10 protein-coding genes are annotated in these 13,160 nt (G+C 37.2%); 9 read left to right on the top strand and 1 reads right to left on the bottom strand.

All coding sequences use genetic code 11. From position 1 onward, the window contains the following. The first annotated feature begins 51 nt into the window (after window positions 1-51). From AC27E9_RS11250 to AC27E9_RS11280, 7 genes are all read left to right on the top strand, one after another. Complete coding sequence (locus AC27E9_RS11250; RefSeq protein ID WP_487130216.1) at window positions 52-2,220, top strand: hypothetical protein; 2,169 nt, start codon at window positions 52-54, stop codon at window positions 2,218-2,220. A 992-nt stretch (window positions 2,221-3,212) separates the two neighbouring features. Further along, entirely contained in the window at window positions 3,213-4,223 is a 1,011-nt protein-coding gene (locus tag AC27E9_RS11255) for a nucleoside hydrolase (protein ID WP_487130218.1), read from the top strand. Next, window positions 4,216-5,007 carry a nucleoside deaminase gene (locus tag AC27E9_RS11260; protein WP_487130220.1) on the top strand — a complete coding sequence of 264 codons (792 nt, stop codon included), beginning with the start codon at window positions 4,216-4,218 and terminating at the stop codon, window positions 5,005-5,007. Before AC27E9_RS11255 ends, AC27E9_RS11260 begins: the two co-directional genes overlap by 8 nt. A gap of 9 nt (window positions 5,008-5,016) precedes the next feature. Beyond that, window positions 5,017-6,192 (top strand): hypothetical protein, encoded by a 1,176-nt coding sequence (locus tag AC27E9_RS11265; RefSeq protein ID WP_487130221.1) that lies wholly within the window; start codon window positions 5,017-5,019, stop codon window positions 6,190-6,192. Window positions 6,193-6,195: 3 nt separating this feature from the next. Beyond that, window positions 6,196-7,224, top strand: a complete 1,029-nt coding sequence (locus tag AC27E9_RS11270; protein ID WP_487130222.1) for a nucleoside hydrolase — start codon at window positions 6,196-6,198, stop codon at window positions 7,222-7,224. A gap of 238 nt (window positions 7,225-7,462) precedes the next feature. Further along, window positions 7,463-7,789 (top strand): VF530 family protein, encoded by a 327-nt coding sequence (locus AC27E9_RS11275; protein WP_487130737.1) that lies wholly within the window; start codon window positions 7,463-7,465, stop codon window positions 7,787-7,789. A 236-nt stretch (window positions 7,790-8,025) separates the two neighbouring features. Then, window positions 8,026-9,240: a DEAD/DEAH box helicase gene (locus AC27E9_RS11280; RefSeq protein ID WP_487130223.1), complete on the top strand. Its 1,215-nt coding sequence runs from the start codon at window positions 8,026-8,028 to the stop codon at window positions 9,238-9,240. A gap of 320 nt (window positions 9,241-9,560) precedes the next feature. Here the strand turns inward: AC27E9_RS11280 and AC27E9_RS11285 are convergent, their stop codons facing one another. Next, window positions 9,561-9,938, bottom strand: a complete 378-nt coding sequence (locus AC27E9_RS11285) for an RNA-binding S4 domain-containing protein (protein ID WP_487130225.1) — start codon at window positions 9,936-9,938, stop codon at window positions 9,561-9,563. A gap of 357 nt (window positions 9,939-10,295) precedes the next feature. On the opposite strand from AC27E9_RS11285, the gene AC27E9_RS11290 reads away from it, so the two are divergent. Both AC27E9_RS11290 and AC27E9_RS11295 read left to right on the top strand, forming a co-directional pair. Next, window positions 10,296-11,891, top strand: coding sequence for an AbgT family transporter (locus tag AC27E9_RS11290; RefSeq protein ID WP_487130227.1), 1,596 nt, complete (start codon window positions 10,296-10,298; stop codon window positions 11,889-11,891). A 355-nt stretch (window positions 11,892-12,246) separates the two neighbouring features. Beyond that, a complete protein-coding gene (locus AC27E9_RS11295; RefSeq protein WP_487130229.1) occupies window positions 12,247-13,140 on the top strand; it encodes a DUF2306 domain-containing protein in 894 nt (297 codons plus the stop codon). Window positions 13,141-13,160: the final 20 nt, after the last annotated feature.

Genomic DNA, 13,160 nt, shown 5'->3' on the forward strand with positions numbered 1-13,160 from the left:
AGAGTATAGATCTCAACATTAACTAGGTTTTATTTACATGGAGTTATTTTTATGAAGGTGATTGTTTCTAAATTAAAGAAAGGTTCGATATTTACTGAGGAGTATTTAACTTTAGAAAATAATAGTGAGTTAGACTTCGACTCGAAGAATGTGTGCGTTTTATATGGTCCTAATGGGACAGGAAAAACAAGTTTATCTAAAGTTTTCAATCAAGAGCCTACTGCAGAATATACAATAAAAATTGACGAGAATACTTTTACTGAAAAAGATAACGCTTTTGCACACGTTATATCAGATCAAAACGATAGAAACCTGATTCAAGGGGAAACTCAAGACTTTATTCTAGGTGACAATATAAAAAGAGAATATGAACTTAAAGAAAGGATCAATTTAAGTTTTAAAACTCTCTTCGAGAGAGATTTGAATAAGTTATTAAAAAGTAAATTTGGGATAGCAAAAAAAAATACAGAATTTGATCATTTAATTTTAGATAATAACTACTTCGAGTACATTTCTGATATTGCAAATAATAAATCTAAAGGGTCTAAGCTTGACAGAGCTAAATTTATTGAGAGTGTATATAAAGATAAACAAATAAAAGAGGTTGAGTATGTTCAAGAGAAATTAGATTATTTTATTGATGATTATAAAACTTCTACATCTACAATTAGAACGATAATAGAGTATGACTTTTCTTTAAATGAAAAAGATAAAAAAATAGTAAAGTTAGAAGAGCAAAATGAAGCTGTAAAATTATTAGAGAAATATGATTATATTGATGATTGTCTTGTATGTGATCATCCTATCAATACTCGTAAAAAGCTTGAAGAGAAAAATAAACAGTTTAAAGATACAAAAAATCAACTTAACGATGAAGAGAAAAAAATAGCCGAAAAAATTATTTCAGGGCTACCAAATAATGATCCTTTTAAAATAAGAAGCAGGGTGTTGGAAGCTATAAGTAAATCAGATAAAACATTTATAGATAAACTAGTTGCCGAATTTAAATTTTATCAAGTTACGTATTGGACAATATTAAAAAGTGAATTGGTTGAGCTTTCAAAAAAGTATAACCTTAAAAATGACTCTGAAGAGTATAATAAATTAATTAAAACAAAGCCCTCTTTTGATGGGGAAGATATTCTCTTCATAGAAAAGTTTTTAAATGAAACTTTAGAAAGAGAGATCACATTAGAACGAGATAAAGATAATAATATAAAGTTGCTATTAGGGGGGCGTAACTTTTTAAATGAAGAAAGGACTGGACTATCTTTAAGTAATGGCGAACAAAATTTTCTTTCACTATCATTTGAATTACTTAAGGCAAAGAGTATAGATAAAGATCTAATAGTTTTAGATGATCCTATTTCAAGCTTCGATTCAATTTATAAGAATAAACTTTCTTACGCAATATTGAGTTTTTTAGCAAAAAAGAAAACTCTTATCCTCACTCATAATACAGATCTTATAAAGTTGCTATCGCATCAAAAAAAGAATTCCTTTAATTTATATTATTTTAATAATGTAGTTACAGAAAACAATGGATTTATACCCGTTAATCCGGATGAGGTAAAAATCCTTTTATATATCCATGAGTTTATTGAGCTTCTTCGAGATGACATAAAAGATCAAATAATCAATGAAAAAGAGTTTTTAATATCGATTATTCCGTTTATGAGAGGTTATTGTCAAATTATTGGTGATAAAGAAAATAAACAAAAGTTAACTAATCTGATGCATGGATATCAAGATATCAAAGAAAATATATCTGATATTTATGAATCGTTGTTTTCAAATAAAGTTGTAAAGGGCTGCTACTGTATTTCGGCTTCAGATATTATTGATATGGACTACGATAATTTTTCGCCCTTGAGTACGAATAAATATCCACTACTAGCTAAGTCATTAAGGCATACAATGAGTTATTTGTATTTAAGGCTGAGCGTAGAAAATAAGTTAGTTAATAAGTTTCAAATAAACACTAAAAAGCATGACATGTTATCAGATATTATAATGAATAGTTTTAGCTTTAAAAATGATACACCAGAAAAAAGGAATAATAGGGTGTTTTTCATGTCAAGGAAGACTTTACTCAACGAGTTTAATCATTTTGAGATGGATATGAGTATTTTTCAGCCCGCAATAGATATTACGGATCGAGCATTAAATAAAGAAAAAATTCAAATACTAGATAAATTGGATGAAATAATTGGTGCATAATTATTGTTCTTAGATTAAATAATTTGTCGCAGTGGCGACAGCACCCAAAGAGGGCTATACGCCGAGCCCTCTTTGGAAACTCTCGGCGCTGCTAACAAACCTTTTCTTCAATTAATAAAAGTGTATTCGACGTAATAGCGCTGAACGGGCATCCATGCCCTACATCGCTTTGTTCATCATCCCTGATGAACATACGTGAACACTTCTATCAACTTCAGCGTTTGTTCAAGCAGACTTTAGTGATTGCTACTCTTCCGTGTTTCTCTATTGGTATATTTTTGCACTCAAGAGTAACGATCACTAAATTCCCGTCTCAGCGCTGAAATATTAATTTTTATTAGCAGTGTATCGACGACAGCCATGGATGGCTGGAACTGGCGTCGCTCAGGGACGAGCATTCGTCAGGTATCGATAACTGCAAAAATTATTATTTTAGTTTTAGCTGAGCAGGGCGCCATGGGGAGTCCAGAGGGGCTTTTGGCGTGTAACGCCCCTCTGGGTGTTGTCGCCACCGCGACGCCAAGCAGGGAATCAAACCGCAAGCAGACTTTGACGATTGCTAATCTTCCGTGTTTCTCTGTTGATACATTTAGGTACTCAAGAACAACGAACTCTAAACCACCGCCTCAGTGCTGAAATATTAATTTTCACCGACTACAGATGCAGACAAGACATAATTTAAATTAGCTTTTTAATAAGCCTTAACTATAGTGATATATGTCACATTGTACGACTTAGTTACAAGGAAATTGTAATCGTATTTTTGGCACTAAAGGTTTAAAAACGTGAAGCTTGATATATGGATGTATCATTGAACCACATAGGATGTCACTCCCTTGTCTTTCAAATTTCCCATTTATTGCTAACTGAATAGATTCTAACCATAAATTGAATGTATATCGTTCTTTGCGCTTTTTAAGGATGTTCATGATTTAGTTGCCAGTATGAACAACTATTTTGATGAAACTTAGAAAACAAGATGGAGAATAAATATGGACGTTATAATTGATACCGATGTAGATTTTGATGACTACATGGCAATGATTTATTTGTTGCAGCATAAAGAAATCAATGTTCTTGGCATTACGGTTACCGGATGCGGAGCAGCTCACCTAAGTAAGGGCGTTGATAACGTCCGTAATATGCTAACCCTGTTTGACGCCGAAACACAAAAAATTCCTGTATTTGCCGGCGCAACTTCGCCAATGATTTACAGTAATGTTTTTCCGTATGATGTTAGAAGCGCAGCAAATGCGCACTATGGCGTAACATTTCCGGCAGTAAATCCTAATCCTTATACGGAAACCGAAGCTTCTCAGTGGATGGCGGAAACGATAAGTTCAGCAGTAAATCCAATCGCTTTTTTGTTGATAGGCGGCGGTACTAATTTTGCAAAAGCACTATCGCAATTAAACACTAATTCGTTAAGTAATATCGGGAAAGTCGTTATGATGGGTGGCAACCTACTGCCGGAATACATTAGCCCCGGTGCACAGGGTAATATTCAAGACACATTAGGTAAAACACCGTATTACACCAATGCTGTTGCTGAGTGGAATATTTTCGTCGACGTTCAAGCAGCGCAACGCGTTTTAAGTAGTGGTTTAGATATAACGCTGGTGGCGCTAAATGCTTGTAACAACGTGCCAATTACTCAAGCATTTGCGAATCAATTAAAAGAAATTGATACTTCAGCCGCGACATTTGTTACTCAAATACTTGATAGCCCCACTATTGTTGGTGGTATAGATGCCTATTTAGAATTTTGGGATCCGTTGGCGGCATCAGTATTGGTTGATGAAACGCTGGTTTCAACAGAAATATTTGGTATATCTATCGTACAAACCCTCAATGAAGCAAATGATACCTCGGGGAAAATTGAGGTTGATGCAATTAATGGCTCTCCCGTAAAAATTGCTATTGCCGCTAATCAGAGTGCGGTTTTTGCACAATATTTAACAGCAATGGCTGAAGTTACCAGTAAAGAGGTGGCTTATGTCTAATTCAGATAATGATGCAAAGTTTTGCTATAGCTATGATAGCAAATATACCGATATGCAAGCAGTTGAAGTGGGGCGACCTTATCAAGGAGTACCTGCGCCGATTAACATCGAAGATGCTGCAACTTATATTCAACCTTGGAATGGCTACGACCCTCAATGTACTTTGGACAACAAAGAGCAATGCCAATGTTTACCAAGCCAAACATTTAACATCAAATTAAACAGTGAATATAACAATGTTGAAGTTGAATCTGATGAGTGGATGAGCTTAGCCTGTGAAGCTGCAAAAGAAGGATTAGCAGGTGGTGGTGGCCCATTTGGTGCTGTAATTTTACAAATTGACGATGAAAGTAATGAAGTTATACGGTATTGGAAAAACCACAATCATGTTACTAAATGGAACGACCCTACGGCACATGCTGAAGTAACCACCATTCGTGCAGCATGCCAACAACTCGGGGTTTTCGACTTAAGTAAAATCAATAAAAAAGACAGTAAGTTGCCCCAGCCAGGGCAAACATCTCATTGTATTATCTATAGCAGCGCGGAGCCTTGCCCTATGTGTTACGCCGCCATTTCGTGGGCTCGAATGCCACAATTGATTTTCGCTGCAACTCGCTACGACTCAGCAGTTCAAGGTGTCGCTTTTTCCGATGAAGAAATCTATGAAGAAATGGCCAAGCCTTATTCACAAAGAGTAATGATGAAAGTGTACCAATCGAGTACTGAAAACTCGTTGGACGCTTTTAATTTATGGAAGCGAAGCCCTAAAACACCATATTAAGGTAAGGCAATGAATTTAATTAACAAAGTTATATTAGTTTTATTATTAACCTGTGCCAATGTAGGGCAAGTAAAAGCACTGAGTGAGCCAGCCAAAGCAATTAACTCATCTGATGAATACGCTTGGATGCTTTTTACGCAATTAAACACAGAGGCAAAGGTAAATGCTCGTGCAACGGTTTGGGAAACATGGATTGAACAAGAAGATATTTATGCCGACCCAACCAAGGCACCTAAATGGAATACCACAACGCAAATAAGGAAAAACTTTAACCAGCACATTCATAATATACTTTTACAAAATAACCGCCTACCCAATGATGTTTTTCATGGTAGCCCGGCGCCATTCGTTGCAGATGCAATTCAGGAAGTTCGCGTTAACAAAACCGCATTTGATTTTATTGTTGATAAAGAAATTTGGTACCAAGAAGGGCTGTTAAAGTCGGCTATGCTCAAAGAGATTAAATTTCCCATACTGTCGAAAGTTATTAAAACAACTTGGGTTGCCATTGAGGAAAAAGATAAGTCACGTTATTACTGGCAAATGAATGGTAAACAATTAGTTGGCATGGTCGCTTGGGGGATTATGACTAAAGATCTTCCAATGTGGTATTGGGCAACGTTTGAGCATGTTGATAATGTTGGTCGTAGTGACATTACTGGCTCATTTGATTCATTTGGAGCAATGCCTGCATATCAAGCGCCTAATAAACTGCTTAACCAAGGTTACCCAAGTGGGAAGTTAACACCTGAAGTTATGAAGTTGTTTCAACAACAAGGTTTAGCAAAGGTTTGGCAAAACTATCGATTAAAAGGAACGCAAACATCTTTCACTGACTCAACAGGCAGAGCTATTATTGTTGGAAACTCAGTGCAAGAAGCAGGTCAAATTAACACTTCCTCGTGCATGACATGTCATGCGCGCTCTTCTGTAGCTGAAGGGGTTAAGTTAGCCATTCCGCCTAAACCAGGCTTAGCGCCTAATCAATTTCCGAATCCGTTTAAAAGCGCTAAACCGGCACTAGGGTTTGTGGGAACCCCAGATCCTCTATGGTTTTATCAAGCGCATAGTCGAGGCCCAGAAGGGGCATACCAATTGTTGTACCCAGTTGATTTTTTATGGCAGTTACCGCTATTGACTAAACAACGTACGGGTTTTAAAGCATCAACTGAAGCTGGAGAATAAACAATGAAAAATGTAATTTTTAATCATGATGCGGCAATAGATGAATACATGGCGAGCGTGCTTATCAGCACAATGGCAGATGTTAATTTACTCGGAGTAATAATAACCAATGGTGATTGTGTATATGGCCCTGCTATGAATGCAGCTTACAAAATACAGCAATATATTGGGCAGCCTAATACTCCCTTGTTACTTAGTTCAGACCGCGGTTGGAATAGTTTTCCGTGGGCGTATCGAGAAGACTGTATTCGCCAAGGCGAAATATCATGTTTGGCGTCAATTCCAAATAATCCTAATTGGCCTTGGTATCCAAGTAGCGTTGAAAAGCCGATAGCGTTCAATCCTAACACCAATAAAACTACTGAGGAAGGTGTTGCTGGATATCCAGATGGTAATGTTTTTCTAGCAAATGCGTTAGATAACGCACTATTAAGTGGGGAAAAAATTACCCTAGTTATTTGTTGTCCTTTGACTATTTTGAAAAGTGCTTTGAGCGAAAGGCTAGAAAGAGAAAATGCTATTGACGAGCTTATTTGGATGGGGGGCGCTATAGCACCAGTAAAAGGTAATTTAGACCCAAGCACAATTTCGCCAGTAATTGCTAACCCTTGGGCTGAGTGGAATGCTTTTTGGGACAGTAGTGCTGTTGACTGGGTGTTTAAAAATACCAATATTCCCATTACGGTATTTCCACTAAATGTAACGAATCAAGCGAAAATTACCACTGAATTTAAAAATGCTTTAGCGGCACAAGCTAACGACTACCCATTATCAACCTTAGCACATCAAAGTTATTCTTTAGTTGATGGACAGTCTTTCTATGAAATGTGGGATGTATTAACGGTGAGTTACTTAGCTCGGCCAGACTTGTTTTCTGCGGCTCAAAGCATGGAATTAAGCATAGTTACGCAAGGATTCTATGAAGGAACATTATATCCATCTCAAGAGAATTCTCGTACCGTTAGTGTTATTTTAGATTTGGCGCAACCAGCAGCGTTTTATGATTATGTTTTAACAGCATTTAGACGTTAGATGTAAGTTTGATTTGTTGAGTATTGTTAAAATAAAAGTGAGCTTTCAGCTCACTTTTTTATATTGTTATTGCCGTGATGCCAAGATGCCAAGAAGCCAATTTATACTCCAAGCCTTGTATTCTATGATCATTCTTTAGTGGTGAAGCGTAATTTGAAATGAGTGCCATGTTAAAAGCATAAGTCTGTTAATACTTAGGAAACTTGGTACAATGCCGTTTTTTGATTCTAAGTCGCCAATGAATAAAGATAACGATCCGCTACACGGTATTAAACTTGAACAAATTCTAACTGAACTTGAGAAGGAAGTTGGTTGGGAGAAGATGGGTGAGTTGCTTAATATTCGTTGTTTCCTCAATAAACCGCGCCTTAAATCAAGTTTGAAATTCCTTCGTACAACCCCTTGGGCACGCAGTAGAGTTGAAATTTTATACCTAAAAACATTTTGTAGTAAGCATAAAGCAACGGGGAATGTGATCCGAGGGATTCTTTCTCAGAAAACAACTGTAGCTGAAAAACCTTCTCGCAAGCCTGCGCCTTTTGTTTGGCCTACATTGGACGATTAATAAGTGTAATAGCTGACACTGACGTGATTACGCATTATCAAATGAGTTTCAGGTTAACGTTAATGTTCAAATTAATACCTTGCTCTATCTCATACATTTATGCCGTTGAACCCGATGCCAAGCGAAAAAACAGTTCGAAGCGCTTGTTGAAGGAATAGTCATTTTTAATGCGCCTTAAATACGTTAGAGCAATCTGCTAGAATACAGAGCTATTGATTAAAGAATAACAAAGCAGCATGTCTGAATTTAAAGCCTTCTCACTTTTAGCGTCAATTATTGACCGTCTTAGCCTTAAAGGCTATCAACAACCGACACCGATCCAAAAAGAATGTATTCCAGCGCTTATTAATGGCAATGATTTGCTGGGTATAGCGCAAACGGGTACAGGTAAAACGGCGGCATTTTCATTGCCTATTATCAATAATTTTGGACGAAATAAAATTGATATTAAAGCTAAGAGTACGCGTTCGCTTATTCTTACGCCAACAAGAGAGCTGGCCTCACAAATTGTACAAAACATTGATGACTATGCTGATGGCTTAGGGCTTAAAACTAAGGTTGTTTATGGCGGTGTTGGCAGACAAGGCCAAGTTGACGCTATTGCACTAGGGCTTGATATTTTAGTTGCCACGCCAGGACGGTTATTAGATTTAATTGAAACGGGTGATATAGATTTTGAGGCGTTAGAAGTTTTTGTGTTAGACGAAGCAGACACAATGCTTGATATGGGCTTCTTTAATGATGTTCAAAACATCATATCAAAGCTGCCAAAGCGCCGACAAACGCTATTATTTTCAGCCACTATGCCTGCTGAAATAGAGATACTTGCGCAGGCAATATTAACCGACCCAACAAAAATTGAAATAGCGGCACAAACCGTGACCATCGATTTGGTTAATCAAAGTGTATACCACCTTGAAAAATCGAATAAAGTTCCTTTGCTATTTGATATTTTGCAAAATGCTGATTTTGAAAAAGTGCTTATTTTTTGCAAAACAAAGTATGGCGCTGACATTATTGTGAAAGCACTAGAAGAAGCGTCAATAACTGCTGCGAGTCTTCATAGTGGAAAAACCCAAGCCATGAGGGAAGAAGCCTTACAAAACTTTAAAGATGCTAATTTAAGAGTGTTAGTTGCTACAGATGTTGCTGCTCGTGGTATTGATGTTGATAACATTACGTTGGTTATTAACTATAACCTGCCTGAAGACCCAAGAAACTACATACACCGAATAGGACGAACGGCTCGTGCTGGCAAAAGTGGCGTGGCTATTTCGTTTGCGGTAGAAAATGATGTAAGGCAACTTACGAATATTGAAAATAGCATAGGGCAAGCGATTCCTATTGTAACAGAACAGCCTTTTCATAAAGAGTTTTCAAAAGCGCCTAAGCGAGTAAAGAAAAAGAAACCGGTTAAAAAGACAAATAGAGCAAGAAAAAAAAGAAAGTAAGTACAGGGACGTGTTGCCTGAAGGTTCAATTAAAAGGTGTTTCTAATGCGTTGTTCGCTATTAACATGGAATGACCATACTGCTCTCGCCTTGAACAAATGTCTTTTATTTTGAACAAAATTCAACCTCGTAAGGTCAACAGGCCTTAGTATAAACTCGCTAATTAACGAGTTTTACTTCAGTGCTTTAGGGATATTTTAGTTAATTACCACGATGGCAACTTCTTCAACAGCCACATAGGTTAATTTATGACTAAACATCATTTTTCTTAAGTGGCTGTTTTATGGCACTTTTAATTACTGTATATTTTTAACCAATAATTAAAGTGCAGTAGGTTTTCTCTTAGAACGTTCTTTTGATGGTTCAGTAACCGTTTCCGATGAAGCAGCTAGAGCTTTGCTTTTGGCTCTTTTTTTCTTTTTGGCATTTTTACTCGCTGAAACAACGGTATTAATAAACTCAGCTGATTTTTTACTTGGGTTGTAAGCGACCTTAATCGTTTTACCGTTAAACTCGATAATATCACCACGGCGAATCTTTTTACGCTTTTGAACGGTAACTTTATTATTTACTGAAACATTACCGTCACTGATCATGGTTTTAGCTTCGCCGCCACCTCCAACCATATTGGATATTTTCAGTAGTTTATAAAGTTCTATTGGTTCAACACAAATGTCGAAAGTTGAAGGTTCAGACATGAAATACGCCTAGTCATTTAAAATAATAATATTGCTAAATTCTAACATATATATACCCTCAAGCCACGTGAATATGCAGAATCACCAGAGCGATTAATCGTGAGCATCAAGGCATTGATTGAATAGAATAGTTGCACTTACAGTTTCATTTAGGTTGCTAATCCAGTAACTGTCGCTCTAAGAAAAATTATTGATTCAATTTTACTATTGTTGCTTATCTATTTGTGTTCATTAAAATTTTCTAAGGTACAGTCAACCAACGCTTTACTCTGGCATTTCGTCTGTATTCAACTGGAGCAACTGAACTGTCTATGATATCTTGCGCTCTATTGTATTTTTAATATGGACTAAATATTTATGAATTCAGTGGTTACCGATAACGAGCCTAAAACTAAACAACAAAAAGGTTGGTTTAATCGCTTTTTGGCCACCGTGGAATACTTAGGAAACCTATTACCACACCCAATTACCTTATTCGCTATGTTTTGTATTGCCATTATTGTTGGTAGTGGCATAGCTGACTTTTTTGACCTAAGTGTTGTTGACCCGCGTCCAGAAGGCGCGAGAGGACGAGCACCTGACGGTGTTATTCATGTCGTAAGCCTTATGTCTGTCGATGGTTTACATCGCATTGTGACGAGTTTAGTAACTAACTTTACTGGTTTTGCGCCGCTAGGTACGGTTTTAGTGGCGATATTAGGTGTCAGCGTTGCTGAGCATTCTGGCTTATTGTCTGCAACAATGCGTAACATGGTGATGGGCGCTTCTAAGCGCTTTGTAACTTTTGCAATCGTATTAGCAGCAATATTGTCAAACACGGCATCAGAGCTAGGTTATGTAGTATTAATACCGCTGGCTGCGATGATATTTCATAGCCTTGGTCGTCATCCGCTAGCCGGATTAGCCGCTGCTTTTGCTGGTGTTTCTGGTGGTTATAGTGCCAACTTATTACTCGGTACAATTGACCCATTACTTGCCGGGATCACAACGCCAGCCGCACAAATGATAGACCCTGATTACGTTGTTGGCCCTGAAGCAAACTGGTATTTCATGGTGATTTCAACCTTCCTTATTGCTACGTTAGGTACCATCATTACCGAGAAAATTGTTGAACCACGTCTTGGAAAGTATGACCCGAGCGAAGCAAGTATCGATTTGTCAGCAAGTACTGTTGAACACATAACACCTTTGGAAAAGAAAGGTTTGCGTTGGGCTGGTTTTACTTTCTTACTGATGTGTATTTTACTTGCCCTTAGTATCGTGCCTGAAAATGGTATTTTACGAAATCCTGACACGGGTTTAGTTGCAGGTTCACCATTTCTTAAAGGTATTGTTGCCTTTATCTTTATAACATTTGCGATACCTGGCTTTGTTTACGGGAAAGTTGTTGGTACGATGAAAAACGATCGTGATGTGATTGATGCGATGTCAAAAAGCATCAGCTCAATGGGGTTGTATATCGTATTGGTATTTTTTGCTGCTCAGTTTGTCGCGTTCTTTAAATGGACTAATTTTGGCACTATTATAGCGATTAAAGGCGCTGCGTTGCTGCAAGCAATGAGTCTTACTGGGCCGGAAGTGTTTATTGGCTTCATTTTGCTATGTGCTTTAATCAATTTAAGTTTAGGTTCGTCTTCGGCGCAATGGGCGGCAACAGCACCTATATTTGTACCTATGCTAATGTTAATTGGTTATGCACCAGAAACCATTCAAGCAGCGTACCGAATTGGTGATTCAGTTACTAACTTAATTACCCCAATGATGAGTTACTTCGGCTTAATTTTAGCGGTTGCAGCAAAATATAAAAAAGATATGGGTATAGGGACACTTGTTGCGACCATGTTGCCATACAGTATTGTATTCTTTATTGGTTGGGTAACACTCTTTTATGTTTGGGTGTTTGTCTTTGGTTTACCTGTAGGACCCGAGTCACCAATTTATTATAAACCTTAATAAATTATAATTTAAAGCCGCTTAACAGCGGCTTTTTTGTGGTACTTTACGAGAGGTAAACATCTCTAAGTCCTCTTATCTTTGACAAAGTTTATAAAAACATAAACACCAATCAAAAGGTATTGCCGTAGCAAAATGTTTGTTATGGCTGATGCCAATTCTGAAGTATCTTTGCAGTTGAGCTAAGTTCTAAACAGAAAATTACCTCTGAATAATAGATATGTAAATTTCACATGTTAAAAAGCGATTATTTGAAGAATAATTGAAAAAATACGTTCGAATAGGCCCATTTGGGCGCATTAGGTTAGTCATTTTCCCATACTAGGCACATTGTCGTACAGGAAAGGACCTAATAATGGAAAATACACCTAGTGACGCCTTAAGCTCACAACTAACAATCAATGGCGAGAAAAAAGCGGACTCATACAAATTAGTATCTGCGCATGTTGCTAATAAATCTTTGAAATACACTACTATGTTTTGGTTTCTTACAACCTTAGTTGGGCAGTGGTTTTTCTTTTATTACATCATAGGCTTTTATGGCTTTTCAGTGATTAATGACAACATTGAAATTTGGAATCGTTGGGAGCCCATGGGGAGCAAACCTTACCTAATAGGTGACTTTTCAGGGAACCTTGCTTTTGCAGCACATGCCATTGGCGCTGGAATTGTTGCATTTGGCGGTGCCTTGCAATTGATGCCTAAAGTACGTAATTCATATCCAAAATTTCATAAAGTTAATGGTTATGTTTATTTAATAACCGTGCTTTGCTTGGCTATTTCTGGTTTCTACCTAGTGTGGATAAGAGACCCTGAACCGATAAAATTTTCTGGTATTGGCACTACAATTAATGGTTTTTTGATACTAGCTTTTGCGTATTTTACCGTGCGCTTGGCGATAAAAAAGAACGTTGCTAGCCATAGAAAATGGGCGTTGCGGTTGTTTATGGTGTCAAATGCACAATGGACTTTACGACTTGGCGTATTTAGTTATTTAGTCACTGGTAATTTATTAGGACTGAAACCAGCATTTGGTGATCCGTTTTTCGCTATTTGGACATTTGGTTGCTATGTATTACCGCTTCTTGTATTACAAATATACTTTTACGCAAAAGAAAAGGGTAGTAGCAATATTAAGTTAGCAACGAGTACTGTGATGATTGCAATAACAATACTTATGATGATCGGCATGGTCGGCTTTACGCCATTTTTACTATCTGTTATGTCAGAAGCACCGATCACCTTGTAAATACTACTCAAACTTAAAGA

This window comes from Colwellia meonggei, from assembly GCF_057537295.1.